Raw genomic sequence first — 17,847 nt, 5'->3', positions numbered from 1 at the left:
CGTCCCGGTGTCAGACGGTGCCGAAGTCGGCGGTGCCGGTGCGGAGGAGGGCGACGAAGGAGGTCCACTCCGTGGGGGTGAAGAGGAGGGCGGCCCCCTGGGGGTCCTTGGAGTCGCGGACGCCGACGAGGTGGGGCGAGGCGGCGACTTCGACGCAGCTGTTGCCCGTGTCTCCGCTGTACGACGATTTCGCCCAGGGGGCGTCCGTCGGGACGTGGGCGATCTCGACGCAGTTGTTGCCGGTGCCGCCGCTGTGGGAGGACTTGAACCAGTCGTGGTCAGGGGCCAGTTGGGATGCGGAGAGGGTGACGATCTCGACGCAGTTGTCGCCGGAGCCGCCGCTGTGGGACGACTTCCGCCAGGCGTGGTCCGGCGCGAGCTCGGGAGCGGTGTAGGTCCGCGCGGTCATGGTTCTCCTCGTGGGTACGGGAGCGGGTGCTTCGACCGTGCCAGGCCCGCGCGTGCCGGCACGAGGGCAGAACGCGACAACGTGCGGGCCTCCCCTTGGCGGTGGGGAGGCCCGCCCGGTGCGTGGTGCGCCCGTCCCGGTGTCAGACGGTGCCGAAGTCGGCGGTGCCGGTGCGGAGGAGGGCGACGAAGGAGGTCCACTCCGTGGGGGTGAAGAGGAGGGCGGGCCCCTGGGGGTCCTTGGAGTCGCGGACGCCGATGCCGCCATGGGTTGCCGTCACGTCGGCGGCCTCGACACAACTGTCGCCGGAGCCGCCGCTGTAGGACGACTTGTGCCAGGCGCTGTCGGGCGCCAACTCGGGGGCGGTGATGTGCGTGTTGATGGCTTTACACCTCTCGTGCTAGCCGCTGCATGAAGTCGGGCGTCTCCTCCGAGGGTAGTGCGGAAGAGATCATCTGGTTGAACTTGCGGTTGAACCGCGCTACTTCTTTGGGCTTGTCCGAGGTCGAGACCCCTCCCCAAGCGTTGTCCACCTGGACCATCGGGGGCAGACCGCCGTGCAACTCGATGACGACCAGGTCGCTCCTTGAGCGGTACCCCCGGCTGTGCATGGGCAGGACTTGGATGGTCACGTGATCCAACTTTGACAGCCTGGTGATTTCTTCGTACTGGCTGCGCATGGTAGCGGGACAACCGACAACGTACCGCAGCGCCGACTCGGCCAGGATGACCCACAAGCGCACCGGTTCGGGCCTGCGCGCGATGACCCGCTCCTTGCGTTCCATCCGCAAGGCCACGTTGTTCGCGATGAACTCGCTCGTGGTCTCTTCGACCGGCCGCTCCAGATCGAAGATCGCCTGCGCGTACGCCTCCGTCTGGAGCAGGCCGTGCACGACCGCCGGTTGGTAGATCCGGATCTCCTGGGCCTCCGCCTCGATGCCGACGAAGCCCTTCATCGCCGGGAGCAGGTTGCCCCGGTACCGCGTCACCCAGTCCTGGTTGGTCGCGTCGCGGTTCAACTCGACCAGACTTTCGATGACTTCCTCGTCGTCCACTCCGTACTTGGCGAGAAGCCTGCGGAGGTCGCCCGCGTTGCGGAAGTTGATCGCGCCCGTCTCGATGCGTTGCAGCGCGGCCTCGGAGACCTTCGTGCCCTGGGCGGCCATGGTCCGCGTCATCGGTCGGCCGTTCACGATGATGCTCTCCCGGATACTGCGCAGCCGTAGGCCGAGTTCCAGGCGCCGTCCTGTTGCTCCGAGTTTCGCTGCCACCCTGTCCTCCGTTTATGTTGCGTGCGCCGGGTGCGCTGTGTGGATTGTTGCAGTCCTAGCACGAGCCCGGAAGGCGTTTGTTCGGGTTTCTGCATATACCAATAACGGCTCTCCGGAAGCTTCACCGCAGATTCGATTGCGGCGGAGGGCTCGTGCGCGCCAATGTAGTGGGGGCGGTGAGGACGCGGTTCCGCACCGCCCTCGCCAGCCACGATTGGCCACGCCGCCCCAAGGGCACCCACCTTCCGCTTCGTTCGCGTAATTACGCGTAGTTCTCGGCGCGGGAATTCCGACCGCTCGGGTGGGTGGAGCCCGGACGGCGCAAGGGAAAACGGAGGAGAAACCCCATGTCCGTGAATCCAGGACGCTTCGCGTCACGGAAGTTGGACCGTACGCTCTCGGCGCGGTCGCTGTACGGCGCGGAGTTGCGGTATTACCGGGAACGGGCCGGGCTGAGCCTCGTGGAGCTGGCCGCGAAGCTGCACATCGAGATGTCGTTCCTGGCGAGGATCGAACAGGGGGAGCGGCGGCTGCCGGACGAGTTGACGAGCGCGGTCGACCAACTCCTGGACACCGGCGACTTCTTCGAGCGGAACATCGAGGCGGCCCGGTCCGCCCCGCCGCCCGGGCGGCTCTCCCCGCTGGCGGAGTGGGAGTGGCTGGCGACGGCCATCCGGGAGTGGGACGCGGCGCTGGTGCCGGGCCTGTTGCAGACGGACGCGTACGCGCGGGCGGTCGCGGAGGCGTACGCGCCGGTGCTGGCCGACCGTACGGTCCGGCACCGCTGGGAGGCGAGGCTGTCGCGGACGCCGGTGCTGCTGGACCCGCTCGGGCCGCGCTACAGCGCGGTGGTGGGGGAGACCGCGCTGCGCAGGCCGCTGGGCGGACCGGCGGTGATGGCCGGGCAGTTGCGCCACCTCGCCGACCTGGTGCGGCGGCAGCGGATCGCCCTGAACGTGCTGCCGCTGACGGCGACCCCGCATCCGACCGCGACCGACGGGGCGTTGCGGCTGATGACGTTCGCGGAGGAGCTGCCGCTCGGGCACTTCACCGCGCACCAGACGGGCGCACCGCTCAGCGAGCCGGCCACGACGAGCCTGATGCAGCTCACCCACGACCTGCTGGCGGGCGCCGCGCTGCCCCCGGAGGCGTCGCTGCGGCTGATCGAGACGACCGCGGCGGCGTACGAGCGGGAGGACGGGCGGGCGTGCGGGCGGGACGCGGAGGGCGCGCAGGACGCGGAGGGGCAGCGGGAGGTCGAGCCCGCGCGGGGGCGCTGACCTGCGCCGACGGGTACGCGTGTCACGTTTCGGGGCGCCGCTCCGTCGGAAGGGTGCACGCGCACCACACGACAGCGAAGGCAGGGACACCCACCATGGACGCTCGACTGCATCTCGCGGGCAACGCTCTCGCCACCAAGGCGATCACCCCCCTCGTCACGGCCGGCCGGATCGCGGAGACCTCCTCGATACCGGTCGCCACCCTGGAACTGGTGAGGCTCCGCGCCAGCCAGATCAACGGCTGCGGGGCCTGCACGGACATGCACACCAAGGAGGCCGCCCACGCGGGCGAGAGCGCGGTCCGGCTCAACCTGGTCGCGGCCTGGCGCGAGGCCACCGTCTTCACCGAGGCCGAGCGCGCCGCCCTGGAGTTGACGGAGCAGGCCACCCGGATCGCCGACGCGGCGGGCGGCGTCACGGACGAGGCGTGGGCCGACGCCGCGAAGCACTACGACGAGGACCAGCTCGTCGCGCTGATCACCACCATCGCCGTCATCAACGCCTTCAACCGCGTGAACGTCATCGTCCGCCAGCCCGCGGGCTCCTACACCCCGGGCCACCTCGGCTGACCGCGCCCGCATATCCCCGCGCCGACGAGAGTTCACCCATCCGTAACCGGCCGGGAGGACAACCCGGACGCACCTCGCGTGGTCGTCCTTGTCGGGGGAATTCCGCGCCGGACCGGTGCAACGCCGGGAGCCCGGCGGCCCTCCACACCAGTAGGCGCGCGTCCGCGCCGTCCCGCCGGAACCCCGGCGGGCGGCGGGGCGGGGGAGGGGGACGGTCGGTATGGACGCAGGCGCGTACGCGGGCGGCGGGGCGGTGGCGCAGCGGCCACCGGAACCGGCGGACCCGGCGCCGGCCCCCACCGGGGAGGGGCCGGCGCCGGCGGGGACCGGGGCGGCGAGGACCACGGGGGACGCGGCGCCAAGCGGGGCCGCCGCCCCCGCCCAGTGGCACCGCGGGATGACCCTGATCGGGACCGTCAGCCTCTTCATCGGCACCCGCGGCACCTGGACCGAGGCGATGGGCACGCACCCGCCGCTCGCCGCCGTCGTCTCGGCCTGCTACGCCGGAATCCTGGTCGCCGGCGTGGCGGCCTGCGCCGTGCGGACCCGCCGCGCGCTGGTCCGGGTGGACGCCGGCGTCCTGCTGATCGCCCTCCTCCTGGTGGCCTGCCGCTACGCGCTGCACCACGCCGGTGCCGACGAGGGCGTGCTGACCGCCCAGGCGGCCCACGCCCTCGACCAGGGTCGGCCGATCTACGGCCAGCCGTGGCCGTGGCTGTTCGGGCACTCCGGCATCGCGCTCACCAAGACCATGGGAGGCGGCGCCGACTACACCTACGGCTACCCGCCGCTGACCGCGCTGCTCGCCGCGCCCGTGCACCTGGTGGTGCACAGCACCGCCGCGGCCACCCTGGTCACCACCGGCGCCCTGATGGCCGGCGCGGTGCTGCTGTGGCTGATGCTGCCCGCGCCCTGGCGGTCAGCGGCTACCGCGGTCTGCCTCGGCTTCGACCTGCTGCCGCAGTACGCCCGCGCGGGCTACCCCGCCATGCTCGTCTTCGCCCTGCTGGTCCCGGTCGTGGTCCGCTGGCCGGAGACCGGCGCCGGCGGGCGGCTGGGACGCTCCGGGGTGGTGCGCGCGCTCTGCCTCGGCGGCGCCTGCGCCTCCCAGCAGCTCGCCTGGTTCCTCACCCCGTTCCTGCTGGTCGCCCTGTACGCGGTGCGGCGCGGCGAGCTGGGCGGGCGCGGCGCCCTCGCCGTCACCGCCCGCTACGCCGGCACCGCCCTGCTGTCCTGGAGCCTGCTGAACGCCTACGTCGCCGCCCAGGACCCGGTGGACTGGCTGCACGGCATCCTGCTGCCCCTGACGCAGAACGCGATCCTGCACGGGCAGGGCGTCGTGGACATCTCGTACTACTTCACCGACGGCAGCAGCCGGCTGAGCTTCTACTCCTACGGCAGCGTGCTGCTCCTGCTCGGGCTGCTCGCCGCGACCTGCCTGTTCGTGCGGCGGCTCGGGCCCGCGGTCGCGGTGCTGCCCTGGGCGTCGTTCTACTTCGCCACCCGCTCCCAGGACGGGTACTTCCTGATGCTCACCCCGCTGTGGCTGGCCGCGCTGGCCACGGTGCCCGCCTCGGCGCTGGCCGGCGCCTGGCAGCCGCGGCTGCCGGCGGCCCTGCGCGGCCGCCGCGCGAAGGCGGCGGTGCTGGGCGGGCTGCTGGTTCCCGCGGTGGCCTGCGTCGGCGTGGCCGCCGCGAGCCCGCCGCCGCTGTCGATGACGGTCGTCCCGCGGCTCGCCCGCGCGCACCACGGGCTGACGGCCGTGACGGTCCGGGTGGCCAACCGGGGGTCCGTCGCGCTGACCCCGCACTTCGCCTCGCGCAGCGGCCAGGGCTCGTCCGCGTGGTGGACCGTCGAGGCGGGCCCGCGCACCCTGGGCCCGCACGCCGCCACCACCTACCGCCTGCGGCCCCCCGGCGGCTACCGCGCCTTCCCGGCGCACCAGCACCTCTACCTGACGGCGTTCACCGACGGCCCGATGACCGTGACCTCCGCGCTCGTTCCGTCGGCGGGGGCGGCCCCGCGGCACTGAGCGCCGTCCCCGGGTTCCGGGGGGCGCGTGCCCGGGGGCGGTGACGGCGGGCGGACCATGAAGACGTCGATCGGGTCCTCGGACTCGACGGTGAAGCCGTGCCGCTCGTACAGGCGGCGGGCGGTACTGCCCTGGAGGACGGTCAGCCGGGTGGCGGCGCCCTCCCGGTCCGCCCGGGCCAGCAGCGCCCGCAGCACCGAGGTGCCCAGTCCGCGTCCCTGGTGGCCGGGGGCGAGGTAGAAGTGCTCCAGGACGCGCGAGCCGTCGCCCGCCGACCGGAAGGTGACCGACCCGGCGACGTCGGCGCCCGCCATGATGACCGAGGTGTGGTCGCGGGAGAAGCCGTCCCGCAGCCGCTGCCGCACCCGGTGGTCGTCGTAGCGCCCGAGCCTTTCCAGGTCCGCGCGCATGACCACGGCCTTCAGCTCGGCCACCGTCTCGACGTCGGCCGCCGTCGCGGGCCGCAGCGACCAGCCGGCCCCGGCCGTACGCGGACCGGGGACCGTATCGGTGCCGGTGCCCGCGGCCGGGCCCGCGCCCGCGCCCGTCGTCGTACCCGTGCCCTCGCCCGTAGCCGTCCTGCCCGTGGCCGTCCTGCCGTCGGTGGCGCTCACTCGTTGTCACCGCCGGTCCGCTCGGCCGCCGCGGCCGGCGCGTCGTCCTCCACGGTCACGGCCTGGGCCGGCACCACGGTGCCCGGCCCGCCCGTGATCTCGATGCCCTCGCGGACGAACGCCTGCTTGATCCGCCAGCGCAGCTCGCGCGAGACGCTCCCGGCCTGGCCCGGCATGGTGCGGGCCTGGGCCTGGAGCACCACGGAGTCCGCGGCGACCGACTCCAGGCCGAGCACCTTCACCGGCTCCCACAGCCGCTCGTCCCAGGGCGTCTCCTTGGCCATGTCGTCCGCGGCCGCCGCGATCACCCCGCGCGCCCGGTCCAGGTTCTCGCCCGCGCCCACCTGCACGTCCACCACCGCGGTGGCCCAGCCCTGGCTGAGGTTGCCGATCCGCTTCACCTCGCCGTTGCGGACGTACCAGATCTCGCCGCCGTCGCCGCGCAGCTTCGTGACCCGCAGGCCGACCTCCACCACGGTGCCGGTCGCCACGCCCGCGTCGATCACGTCGCCGACCCCGTACTGGTCCTCCAGGATCATGAACACACCGGAGAGGAAGTCCGTCACCAGGTTGCGGGCGCCGAAGCCGATCGCGACCCCGGCCACACCCGCGCTGGCCAGCAGCGGCGCCAGGTTGATCTTCAGCACGGACAGCACGGTCAGCGCCGCGGTCCCCAGGATCAGGAACGAGGCCACGCTGCGCAGCACCGACCCGATCGCCTCGCTGCGCTGCCGGCGCCGCTCGGCGTTGACCAGCAGCCCGCCCAGCGCGGTGTTCGCGGCGACCTCGGCGCCCCGGTTCATCCGTTCGATCAGCCGGCTGATCGTCTTGCGCACCACCGAACGGAGTACCACCGCGATCGCGATGATCAGCAGGATGCGCAGGCCCGAGGTGAGCCAGTTCGCCCAGTTGTCGTCCACCCAGCTACTGGCCTGTGCCGCCGAACGGGGGACCTCGGCGAACGGCGCGGTGTTCTGGGGCTGCGGGGTCGGGCTGGACACGAACGAGACCTCCGTCGGGGTGCGAAGCCTCCAATGTAACGGCGCGGAAAAGCTGTGAACGATGCCGTCTCGTTGCACGTCGGAGGAGCGGAAGGCCGCCGAACGGGGGATGTATGGAGGGTGCGGCGGCGTTGTCCCAGCAGGGACCGGGGGCGGGAGGAGGCCCGAGTGTGGTCCAAAACACCTTCGGTCCGTTACCCGGGCATGGTGGCGCGGTGCACCGCATTCCGGAGAGACTGAGGCCAGATCGTCCCGGCGCGAGCCACGCGCCGCCGGCGCCTAAGGAGGCATCCGTGCCGCATGTCCTGGTACTGAACGCGTCGTACGAGCCACTCGGCGTCGTACCGCTACGCCGCGCGCTCATCCTCGTGCTCAACAACAAGGCCGTGTGCCTGGAGGAATCCGGCGCCTACCTGCACAGCGAGACCCAGGCGCTGCCCGCGCCGAGTGTCGTGAAACTCACCAAGTTCGTCCGCGTCCCCTTCCGGGGCACGGTGCCGCTCACCCGGCGGGCGCTGTTCGCCCGGGACGGCGGCAAGTGCGCGTACTGCGGGGCCGCCGCCACCAGCGTCGACCACGTCATCCCGCGCAGCCGCGGCGGCCAGCACGCCTGGGACAACGTGGTTGCGGCGTGCAGACGCTGCAACCACGTGAAGGCGGACCGCCACGTCGCCGAGCTCGGATGGCGGCTGCGCCATCAACCGGCCCCACCGTCGGGGCTGGCCTGGCGGATCATCGGGACCGGACATCGGGACCCGAGGTGGCTGCCATACCTGCAACCCTTCGGCGCGGACGACGCCCTGGCCCGGATCGACGGCATATCAGCCTGAGACCGGGCTTTCGTGTGTTCGGGGCCGGGTCGTTCGACAACTGTGCAACAAAGCCGGCGGCCGGTCCCCGTCCCGTGGACGCCGCTCTGCCCGGTTGGCAAGATGCCGCCCAGCAACGGGGGGGTCGAACCGACCAAGGCGGAGCAGCCGAGGGGGACACGTGGTACGACCGGACGACGGGGGCGGGGACTTCAGCGGGATCGACCCGCAGAAGCTCTGGGACATGATCGGTTCGATCAAGAGCCGGGCCGGCGACGACGGCAGCGCGCGTTCCCTGGTCAACGGCTGGATGGGCCAGGCCAACCGGATCGGCCTGGACACCAGCCGCCTGACCAAGATCAACACGCACTTCACCTGGGCCCAGGACCAGGTGCCGATGCTGCAACGCCGGCACAGCCTGGCGGTGGACGGGGCCAAGGAGCAGCAGCAGTTCGGCAGCACCGGCATGGTCGGCGCCGGGGCGTCCTCCCTCGGCAACTACCCGACCACGGCCGCCGCGCAGAAGGGCGCGCAGGACGACGCCCAGCAGTGGAAGGACGGCAAGATCTCGGCCCAGGAGTACTACAAGCGGCTCCAGGCCAACGAGTTCGACCCGGACTACTGCAAGGCGGCGGCCGACGCGCTGGGCCCGACCAGGCTCCAGGAGCTGGAGCAGGAGTCGTTCGCCGCCGACCCGGACCATGAGGACAGCAAGGTGGGCATCACCACGCTGGCGACCGTGGTGGCCACCGCCATGCGCAACGGCTTCGACCTCAAGGAGTCGACGGGCTTCAAGGAGGAGAAGGTCGAGAACATCCAGCTACTGGCGGGCCTCGTGCCGTACGCCACCTTCCCCTCGGACGTCCTCGTCGACCTCGGCAAGCAGAGCCTCGCGCCGGGCAACTACATGTACGGCAAGGCGATCTGGCCGGCGCTGGCCGCGGACCCGGCGGCGGCCACGCGGTTCCTGCACGACGACATGGCCTACATCCCGGAGTGGATGAAGGGCGACTCCGACCACCACGGCGGACTGCCCGACGACCAGGCCGGGGCGTTCGCCGAGGTGGTCAAGGCGGGCACCATCCCCGGCCCGGGCGCCGACGCGGACATGGCCGCCGACAACACCACCAAGCTGATCCAGTACTACGCGAAGAACCCGGACAACCACACGCACGAGGAGATCCAGGGCGTCTTCGACCAGGACATCGCGTACTACTTCTCCGACCTCCAGTCGTCCCTGACCGACCCGGTCCACATCGACCTCGGGCCCGGGCACGTGACCGCCTCGTCGGAGGAATGGCAGGCGTTCACCGGCGAGGGAATGCTCAACCCGGAGGCGGGCGGAAAGCTCTACGCGTTCGCCGCGCAGCAGGCCGACGAGCTGGCCCGGGACAATCCGGACGACGCGGTGGCCGTCCACGGCGCGGGCGTACTGGAGGGGTTCTTCTCGCAGGAGGCGCACAACGTCTACCAGCAGGAGGCGCAGGACTACAAGGACGGGAAGGGGAAGTGGCAGAACAGCTTCAAGGACAACGCCAAGCTGGGCGTCTCGATGGCGATCGACTTCTCCCTCGACCCGCAGGGGACCCTCAAGTCCGAGGCCGTGGACGGGGTGAAGAACATCATCGACCTGGGGATCGACCACTGGCCCAGCGATTCGGCCCCGGCGCCGAAGGACCCCGGACAGATCAGCTGGGGCCACGACTGGGAGTCCTCGGCCAAGGACTACTACCGGGAGCACGGAAAGTTCCCGCCGGTCACCACGTCCGACGGCATCACCTGGACGGGCGACCCGAAGGAGTACGCGCAGGAATACGGCTGCCCCGAATTCATCGACGCGGACGGAAACCTGCGAATTTCGGGCTCGGCGGCACAGCAGGCGAAGGAAAGAACCGCCTACAATGCCTGGCTCAAGGACCCGGCGGTGGGCAAGGTCATCGCCCAGGGAGGACCTTTCATCCAACGCGACCTCGGTCGCCACGACGGTCAGGACCTGGCGGGAGACTGATGAGGTACAAGTGGTTGCCGGCGGTGTGTGCCGTGGTCGTGGTGTCGGCCGCTGCCTGCTCCAGCGGTGGGGTGAACGCCGAAAAGGGCAAGGAACGCGCCAACCAGACCCGCAAGGAGACGGCCGCCGTCTACTGGAAGCTCTACAACTCCCTCGACGCCCCCGCGTCCACCTCCGGCGGCGCCGGCTACTTCACGTCGTGCGGCAAAAGCGGTTCCTCTTCGGTGCAGTACGTCGTGCGCGCCCTGATAAGGGCCACGTCCGACAAGAAGATGACCTACGCGTCGCTGGAGCAGACGGTGGCGGACCAGTTGGCGGCTGCCGGGTGGCACCTCACCCCGAGCGAGGACGGCAGATCGGCCGAGAAGAGCGGGATCACCGTCGAACTGGAGCTGCCCAGCGTCGGGGCCGGGCCCACGACGGCCCTCCAGGTCGAGAGCGGCTGCGTCGATGTCGGCGCCGCCAAGGACACCGTCTCCGACGGCTACTCCTTCAACTCGGACTGGGACCAGTACAAGGACGCCGACGCGTCGGCGTCCCCGGTTCCCACGACCTTCCCCTCCGCCGACTGACGCACCCCCGCGACCCGCGGCGCCGCAGGCCACGGCGGCTCCGCGGGGCCGCGGCGATACGTGCGAGGATGGGCGTGCCATCGGGGGAGATCCGGTGAGCGGGACCCGGGTGATCGATATCCGGATCGATCCGGTCGACACGTCCGTCGACACGTTCGGAAGCGAAGGAGAGGGCCGTCGTGGCTGGTACGAACCTCACGCGTGCGGAGGCGCAGGAGCGTGCGCGCCTGCTCGGCGTGGATGCGTACGACATCGAGCTGGACCTGCGCGGTGCCCAGGACGGCGGGACCTTCCGCTCGGTCACCACCGTGCGCTTCGAGGTGCGCGAGCCCGGTTCGAGCTTCATCGACCTCGTCGCCCCGACCGTGCACGAGGTGGTGCTCAACGGGACCGCGCTCGACCCCGAGCGCGTCTTCGCCGACTCCAGGATCGCCCTCGACGACCTGCCCGCCGGGGCGAACGAACTGCGCGTCGTCGCGACCTGCGCGTACACCAACAGCGGCGAGGGCCTGCACCGCTTCGTCGACCCGGTGGACAAGCAGGCGTACCTGTACACGCAGTTCGAGGTGCCGGACGCGCGGCGGGTCTTCGCCAGCTTCGAGCAGCCCGACCTGAAGGCCGCCTTCGCCTTCACCGTCAAGGCGCCGGCCGGCTGGACCGTCGTGTCGAACTCGCCGACGCCCGAGGTGCCCGAGGACGGCGTGTGGGTCTTCGCGCCCACCCCGCGCATCTCCTCCTACGTCACGGCGCTCATTGTCGGCCCGTACGCGTCGGTGCACAGCAGTTGGGAGGGCGACGGCCAGAGCGTGCCGCTCGGCGTGTACTGCCGGCCCTCCCTCGTGGAGCACCTGGACGCCGAGGAGATCTTCGCCGTCACCCGGCAGGGCTTCGACTGGTTCCACGACAAGTTCGCGCACCCGTACCCGTTCCCCAAGTACGACCAGCTCTTCGTGCCGGAGTTCAACGCGGGCGCCATGGAGAACGCCGGCGCGGTCACCATCCGCGACCAGTACGTCTTCCGCTCCAAGGTCACCGACTCGTCCTACGAGCTGCGCGCCGAGACCATCCTGCACGAGCTGGCCCACATGTGGTTCGGCGACCTGGTCACCATGGAGTGGTGGAACGACCTCTGGCTCAACGAGTCGTTCGCCACCTACACCTCCATCGCCTGCCAGGCGCACGCCCCCGGCTCGAAGTGGCCGCACTCCTGGACCACCTTCGCCAACAGCATGAAGACCTGGGCGTACCGGCAGGACCAACTGCCCTCCACGCACCCGATCATGGCGGAGATCAACGACCTGGAAGACGTCCTGGTCAACTTCGACGGGATCACCTACGCCAAGGGCGCCTCCGTCCTCAAGCAACTCGTCGCCTACGTCGGCATGGACGAGTTCTTCGCCGGCGTGCAGCAGTACTTCAAGCGGCACGCGTGGGGCAACACCCGCCTGTCCGACCTGCTGGGCGCGCTGGAGGAGACCTCCGGGCGCGACCTGAAGTCCTGGTCGAAGGCGTGGCTGGAGACCGCCGGCATCAACGTGCTGCGCCCGGAGATCGAGGTCGACGCCGACGGCACCGTGACCTCCTTCGCGGTGCGCCAGGAGGCGCCCGCGCTGCCGGCCGGCGCCAAGGGCGAGCCGGTGCTGCGCCCGCACCGCATCGCGATCGGCGCCTACGACCTCGTGGACGGCGTGCTGTCCCGCACCCGCCGGATCGAGCTGGACGTCGACGGCGCCCGCACCGAGGTGCCCGAACTGGTCGGCACGCCCCGCCCGGACGTCTTCCTGCTCAACGACGACGACCTGTCGTACGCCAAGATCCGGCTGGACGAGCGCTCGCTGGCTGTGGTCCGCGACCACCTCGGCGACTTCACCGAGTCGCTGCCGCGCGCGCTGGTCTGGGCGGCAGCCTGGGACATGACGCGCGACGGCGAGCTGGCCGCGCGCGACTACCTGGAGCTGGTGCTGCACGGCATCGGCAAGGAGAGCGACATCGGCGTGGTGCAGTCGCTGCACCGCCAGGTCAAGCTGGCCCTGGACGCGTACGTCGCGCCGCAGTGGCGGGAGACCGGCGTGGAGCGCTGGACGCGGGCGGCGCTGGAGCACCTGGAGGCCGCCGCGCCCGGCAGCGACCACCAGCTCGCCTGGGCCCGCGCCTTCGCCGGCACCGCCCGCACGCCCGAGCAACTCGACATCCTCCAGGGGCTGCTCGACGGCACCCGCTCCTACGACGGCCTCGCGGTGGACACCGAGCTGCGCTGGGTGCTGCTGACCCGGCTGGCCGCGACCGGCAGGGCCGGTGACGACGCCATCGACGCCGAGCTGGTCCGCGACCCCACCTCCGCCGGCGAGCAGCATGCCGCCGCGGCCCGCGCCGCCCGCCCCGACGAGGAGAACAAGCAGGCCGTCTGGGCGTCGGTCGTCGACGAGGACAAGCTGCCCAACGCGGTGCAGGACGCCGTCATCACGGGCTTCGTGCAGAGCGACCAGCGCGACCTGCTCGCCCCCTACGCCGAGCGGTACTTCGCGTCGGTCAAGAAGGTGTGGGACTCGCGCAGCTACGAGATGGCGCAGCAGATCGTGGTCGGCCTGTACCCGTGGCTCCAGATCTCGCAGCAGACCCTCGACGCGACCGACGCGTGGCTGGCCTCGGCCGAGCCGGTGCCGGCGCTGCGCCGGCTGGTGGTGGAGTCCCGCTCCGGCGTCGAGCGGGCCCTGAAGGCGCAGGCCGCGGACGAGGCCGCCGCGTCGTAACCACCCCCCGCACGCGTTCCTCCGGCGGTGCCCCGGTCCCCTCGGGCCGGGGCACCGCCGTGTCCGCGTAGGCGGCCGGCGGGACTCCGTCGGCCGTACCCGGCGGCCGCGTTGCGCGGGGCCCGGCGCGGCGCTCAGGTGAACGAACCGGTGTGACGGGAGTGGCGGGACGGTAACGCAGGTAAAGATGTGGCCAACTGCTACCTGCACGTTGGCCACGTGTTCACCGGCGGCCCCCATCGACCCACGCCTCCCACCCTTCAGGCTGCCGTGGGGCCTCCGGCAAGGGTGCCCCGCCGACAGCTCAAGGAGGAACGTTCATGGCCGAGTTGACGCGTCGCAGACTCCTCGGATCGGCGGCCGGAGCGGTGGGCGGCGCGGCCGCGCTGTCCCTGCTCCCGCCGAGCGTGCAGAAGGCGGTCGCCGCCGGCCCGCCGCGCGGCGGTTCGCTGCGCGACATCGAGCACGTGGTCATGCTGATGCAGGAGAACCGGTCGTTCGACCACTACTTCGGCACCCTGTCCGGTGTGCGCGGCTTCAACGACCCGCACGCGAAGAAGCTCTCCACCGGCCGCTCGGTCTTCTACCAGCCCGACGCCGAGAACCCCGACGGCTACACCCTCCCCTTCCACCTGGACACCAAGAGCACCAGCGCCCAGGCGATCCCCTCCACCAGCCACGCCTACGCGGTGCAGCACCAGGCGTGGAACGGCGGCGCGATGGACCAGTGGCTGCCCGCCCACCGCGCGGCCGACGGCGCCAACGGCCCCTACGTGATGGGCTACTACACGCGCGAGGACATCCCGTTCCAGTTCGCGCTCGCGGAGACCTTCACCATCTGCGACAACTACTACTGCTCGATGATGGGCCCGACCTGGCCCAACCGGCTGTACTGGATGACCGGCACCGTGGACCCGGGCGGCACCAAGGGCGGCCCGGTGATCAGCAACGTGGCGCCCACGCCCTACCGCTGGACCACCTACGCCGAGCGCCTCCAGGCGGCCGGCGTGGACTGGAAGGTCTACCAGGAGACCGACAACTACGGCACCAACATGCTCTCGCAGTTCCAGCAGTTCCAGGACGCGAAGCCGGGCGACCCGCTGTACGACCGGGCGATGGTCTTCCAGCCCGAGGGCACCTTCGAGGACGACGCCCGCAACGACCGGCTGCCGGCCGTCTCGTGGATCCTTCCCACCAGCTACCAGTCCGAGCATCCGGACTACCTGCCGGCCGCCGGCGCGGACTTCGTGGCGTCCAAGATCGAGGCCATCGCGTCCAACCCCGAGGTGTGGGCGAAGACCGCGTTCATCCTCAACTACGACGAGAACGACGGGCTCTTCGACCACGTGGTGCCGCCGACCGCCAAGGCCGGCACCCCGGACGAGTACATCGACGGGCTGCCGATCGGCGCGGGCTTCCGGGTGCCGGCGATCATCGTCTCGCCGTGGACCGTCGGGGGATGGGTGGCGAGCGAGGCGTTCGACCACACCTCGTCGCTGCGGTTCCTGGAGCGGTTCACCGGCGTCGAGGAGCCGAACATCTCGCAGTGGCGCCGCCGCACCTTCGGCGACCTCACCTCGGCGTTCCGCTTCGCGAGCACCGCCCCGAGGCCGCCGCGGCTGCCCGACAACACCGCGGAGCAGCTCGCCGAGGCCGAGCAGGAGGTCGCCACCCTGCCCAAGCCGACCCTGCCGGGCGCCGACCAGAGCTTCCCGAAGCAGGAGAAGGGCAACCGCCCGCACACCTGAGCGGGCCCGCGTGCCGGAAAGGGCCCGCGCACCTGAGCGGGCCCGCGCCCCTGAGAGGGTCCGCTGAAAGGGTCCGCGCGCCGGGAACGGTCCGTCCCCGCCCAACGCCCGCGCGCCGCCTCCCGTACCGGGGGCGGCGCGTCAGGGTGGGCCGGCGGCGCCGTCAGGCGTCAGGGCTGCTGCTTGCGGGACTTGTCCGTGACGATGACCAGGCCGGCGATGACCCCGAACAGCACCAGCGGGAGGGCCACGAACAGGCCGAGCGTCTGGATCACGCTCAGGCCGGAGCCCGGATCGTCGCCGTCGTCGCGCGTCAGGGCGAACGCGGGGGACGACATCAGCAGCAGCAGCGTCGTACCGGTGGTGACGACCCCGGCGCGCACGACCTTCTTGGTGAGCTTCTTGTCCACGGAGTCAATGTAGTGACCGCACCCGCGCCTCGTGCGCGCGGGGTGCCCTACAGGCGCGTCGGGCGCGTCGCGAGCGCCCCGCGCAGCTCCTCGGCGAGGGCGTGCAGCCGCGGCGACGCGGCCAGCTCCTCCAGCGTGACCGGCCGCCCGTCCGCCCCGGCGACCGGCAGCCGCCAGTTCGGGTACTCCGTGGAGGTGCCGGGCAGGTTCTGCGGGCGGCGGTCGCCGACGGTGTCCGGCAGCCACACCCCGACCATCCGCGCCGGGGTCCGGGCCAGGAACCGGTGCACCGCCTTCACCACCTCCTCCTCGTCCACCGGGCCCTCCGGCAGCAGCCCCAGCCGCCCCAGCAGCGCGATCCACTCCGCCACCTCCGCGGCGTCCTCCGCCTGCTCCTCCTCCAGCGGCCGGCCCAGCAGCCCCAGCCGGTGCCGCAGCCCGACGTGCTCCCCGGTCAGCCGGGCCGCGGTGCTCGGCAGGTCGTGCGTGGTCGCCGTCGCCAGGCACGCCTCCCGCCACGCCGAGGGCGCCAGCGGACGGCGCTCCGGATCCGCCCCGGAGTAGTCCCGCTCGAACCACAGCACCGACGTGCCCAGCACCCCCCGGTCGGCCAGCTCCTCCCGCACCCCCGGCTCCACGGTCCCCAGGTCCTCGCCGATCACCACCGCGCCGGCCTCGTACGCCTCCAGGGCCAGCAGCCCGAGCATCGCCCGCGCGTCGTACCGGACGTACGTGCCCTCCGTCGGCGGGCGGCCCTGCGGCACCCACCACAGCCGGAACAGGCCCATCACGTGGTCCATCCGCAGGCCGCCGGCGTGCCGCAGCATCCGGGCGACCAGGTCGCGGTAGGGCGCGTAGCCGGTCGCCGCCAGCGCGTCCGGTCGCCACGGCGGCAGCCCCCAGTCCTGGCCGCGGGAGTTGAAGGCGTCCGGCGGCGCCCCGACCGAGATGCCCGCGGCCAGCACGTCCTGCATCGACCAGGCGTCCGAACCGGCCGGGTGCACGCCCACCGCCAGGTCGTGCACCACCCCGACCGGCATCCCGGCGTCCCGCGCGGACCGCTGCGCCGCGCCGAGCTGGCCGTCGGTCAGCCAGGTCAGCCACGCGTGGAAGTCCACCCGCTCCAGCAGCTCGCTGCGCGCCCGCGCGACCTGCGGCGAACGCGGGTCGCGCAGCCCCGGCGGCCAGGCGTGCCAGTCCGGGCCGTGCAGCTCGGCCAGCGCCGACCAGGTGGCGTGGTCGTCCAGCGCCTGGCCCTGCTCGGCGAGGAAGTCCGCGTAGGCCGCCCGGCGGCCCGGGCTCAGCGGCACCGCCCGCAGCACCTCCAGGGCCCGCGCCTTCAGCGCCCACACCGCGTCCCGGTCGATCAGCGCGTCCTTCGCCAGCACGCCGTCGCGCAGCACGGCCGCCTCCGCCAGCAGCCCCGCCACCTGCTCGCGGGCCCCGGTCGGCAGGTAGGCATACTCCGGGACCTCCTCCACCCGCAGGTAGACCGGGTCGGGGAAGCGCCGCGACGACGGGCGGTAGGGCGAGGGGTCGGTGGGGTGGCCGGGCACCGCGGCGTGCAGCGGGTTGATCTGCACGAACCCCGCGCCCAGGGTGCGGCCGGACCACGCCGCGAGGTCGGCGAGGTCGGCGAGGTCGCCCATGCCCCAGGAGCGCGAGGACAGCGTGGAGTAAAGCTGCGCCATGAAGCCGAAGGTGCGCTCCGGCGGGCCGGGCAGCCGCTCGGGCGCCACCACCAGGTCACCGGTGGAGACGCGGCCGTCGGGCGTCGTGGCGCGCAGCGCGTAGCGGCCCGGCGCGGTGGGCGCGGCGGCCAGCGGTTCGCCGGTGCGGGAGGCCACGGTCAGCCCGCTGCCCCGCGGCAGCCGGGCCAGGACGGCGTCCAGGGTGTCGTGCCCGGCCCGCAGCACCGTGCAGGGGTCGAGCAGGCGGTTGCCCTCCCGCTGCTCGTACGCCGCCACGGCGTCCTTGACCGCGTAGTGCGTGCTCGCGTCCACCCCGAGCGCGGCCAGCACCGCCACGATCGTGTCCTCCGGGACGGGCACCTCCGTGTCCGCGGTCGGGCGGTACGTCACGTCCACCCCGTACAACCCGGCCAGCCGTACCCGGTCCATCGGGCCTCCGTCCTCACAGTGCGTGCTCAGACCCCTACCCCGGGGTGCCTCCCTCCTACCCCGCCCCGGCGGTCCCACCTCGCGGCCGGCCGCCCGGGAGCGCGGCCGGGGCTCTCCTCCGGACGCTTTCGGGGCATCCTCGGAGGCGTCCGCGGGCCTGCCCCGGGCACTTTCGGGGGTCGGGAAAACCCCACCGGCAGGACGCCGGAGAGCGCCATGGTCCGGGCCGCCGTGGCTTCGTAGCGTCGGGGTGT

General features: G+C 72.2%; 15 protein-coding genes. 8 read left to right on the top strand and 7 right to left on the bottom strand.

What is annotated here, in order from left to right; all coding sequences use genetic code 11:
• Positions 1 to 10: 10 nt before the first annotated feature.
• From RVR_RS11440 to RVR_RS11430, 3 genes are all read right to left on the bottom strand, one after another.
• Entirely contained in the window at positions 11 to 409 is a 399-nt protein-coding gene (locus RVR_RS11440) for a DUF397 domain-containing protein (RefSeq protein ID WP_202233747.1), read from the bottom strand.
• A gap of 142 nt (positions 410 to 551) precedes the next feature.
• A complete protein-coding gene (locus tag RVR_RS11435; protein WP_237404690.1) occupies positions 552 to 764 on the bottom strand; it encodes a DUF397 domain-containing protein in 213 nt (70 codons plus the stop codon).
• Between the two features lie 31 nt (positions 765 to 795).
• Positions 796 to 1,680: a helix-turn-helix domain-containing protein gene (locus RVR_RS11430; RefSeq protein WP_202233746.1), complete on the bottom strand. Its 885-nt coding sequence runs from the start codon at positions 1,678 to 1,680 to the stop codon at positions 796 to 798.
• 347 nt (positions 1,681 to 2,027) lie between these two features.
• Here RVR_RS11430 and RVR_RS11425 point away from each other — a divergent pair, with 347 nt between their 5' ends.
• The 3 genes from RVR_RS11425 (at position 2,028) to RVR_RS11415 (ending at position 5,561) form a co-directional block, all read left to right on the top strand.
• Positions 2,028 to 2,960, top strand: a complete 933-nt coding sequence (locus RVR_RS11425) for a helix-turn-helix domain-containing protein (RefSeq protein WP_202233745.1) — start codon at positions 2,028 to 2,030, stop codon at positions 2,958 to 2,960.
• Between the two features lie 95 nt (positions 2,961 to 3,055).
• A complete protein-coding gene (locus RVR_RS11420; RefSeq protein WP_202233744.1) occupies positions 3,056 to 3,529 on the top strand; it encodes a carboxymuconolactone decarboxylase family protein in 474 nt (157 codons plus the stop codon).
• Positions 3,530 to 3,926: 397 nt separating this feature from the next.
• On the top strand, positions 3,927 to 5,561 hold the full coding sequence (locus RVR_RS11415) for a hypothetical protein (RefSeq protein WP_237404689.1): 1,635 nt from the start codon (positions 3,927 to 3,929) through the stop codon (positions 5,559 to 5,561).
• Here RVR_RS11415 and RVR_RS11410 read toward each other — a convergent pair.
• A complete protein-coding gene (locus tag RVR_RS11410; RefSeq protein WP_346731446.1) occupies positions 5,480 to 6,175 on the bottom strand; it encodes a GNAT family N-acetyltransferase in 696 nt (231 codons plus the stop codon). The two genes, RVR_RS11415 and RVR_RS11410, sit on opposite strands and share 82 nt — an antisense overlap.
• Complete coding sequence (locus tag RVR_RS11405) at positions 6,172 to 7,176, bottom strand: mechanosensitive ion channel family protein (RefSeq protein ID WP_202233742.1); 1,005 nt, start codon at positions 7,174 to 7,176, stop codon at positions 6,172 to 6,174. Before RVR_RS11405 ends, RVR_RS11410 begins: the two co-directional genes overlap by 4 nt.
• Before the next feature lie 293 nt (positions 7,177 to 7,469).
• Here RVR_RS11405 and RVR_RS11400 point away from each other — a divergent pair, with 293 nt between their 5' ends.
• The 5 genes from RVR_RS11400 to RVR_RS11380 all read left to right on the top strand — a co-directional run bounded on the left by RVR_RS11400 (position 7,470) and on the right by RVR_RS11380 (position 15,063).
• Positions 7,470 to 8,006, top strand: a complete 537-nt coding sequence (locus tag RVR_RS11400) for an HNH endonuclease (protein ID WP_103889250.1) — start codon at positions 7,470 to 7,472, stop codon at positions 8,004 to 8,006.
• A 160-nt stretch (positions 8,007 to 8,166) separates the two neighbouring features.
• Complete coding sequence (locus RVR_RS11395; RefSeq protein ID WP_202233741.1) at positions 8,167 to 9,993, top strand: hypothetical protein; 1,827 nt, start codon at positions 8,167 to 8,169, stop codon at positions 9,991 to 9,993.
• Positions 9,993 to 10,565 carry a hypothetical protein gene (locus RVR_RS11390; RefSeq protein ID WP_202233740.1) on the top strand — a complete coding sequence of 191 codons (573 nt, stop codon included), beginning with the start codon at positions 9,993 to 9,995 and terminating at the stop codon, positions 10,563 to 10,565. The genes RVR_RS11395 and RVR_RS11390 overlap by 1 nt, the downstream gene beginning before the upstream one ends.
• 179 nt (positions 10,566 to 10,744) lie before the next feature.
• Positions 10,745 to 13,315 (top strand): aminopeptidase N, encoded by a 2,571-nt coding sequence (gene pepN / locus RVR_RS11385; protein ID WP_202233739.1) that lies wholly within the window; start codon positions 10,745 to 10,747, stop codon positions 13,313 to 13,315.
• A 320-nt stretch (positions 13,316 to 13,635) separates the two neighbouring features.
• A complete protein-coding gene (locus tag RVR_RS11380) occupies positions 13,636 to 15,063 on the top strand; it encodes an alkaline phosphatase family protein (protein WP_202233738.1) in 1,428 nt (475 codons plus the stop codon).
• 170 nt (positions 15,064 to 15,233) lie between these two features.
• Here the strand turns inward: RVR_RS11380 and RVR_RS11375 are convergent, their stop codons facing one another.
• Both RVR_RS11375 and malQ read right to left on the bottom strand, forming a co-directional pair.
• Positions 15,234 to 15,473, bottom strand: coding sequence for a hypothetical protein (locus RVR_RS11375; protein ID WP_202233737.1), 240 nt, complete (start codon positions 15,471 to 15,473; stop codon positions 15,234 to 15,236).
• 47 nt (positions 15,474 to 15,520) lie between these two features.
• A complete protein-coding gene (gene malQ / locus RVR_RS11370; RefSeq protein ID WP_202233736.1) occupies positions 15,521 to 17,593 on the bottom strand; it encodes a 4-alpha-glucanotransferase in 2,073 nt (690 codons plus the stop codon).
• Positions 17,594 to 17,847 lie beyond the last annotated feature (254 nt).

It is taken from the genome of Streptomyces sp. SN-593 (assembly GCF_016756395.1).
Classification (GTDB): Bacteria; Actinomycetota; Actinomycetes; order Streptomycetales; family Streptomycetaceae; genus Actinacidiphila; species Actinacidiphila reveromycinica.
The sequence above is the reverse complement of the archived record's forward strand: the minus strand, read 5'-3'. Positions and strand labels throughout refer to the sequence as shown.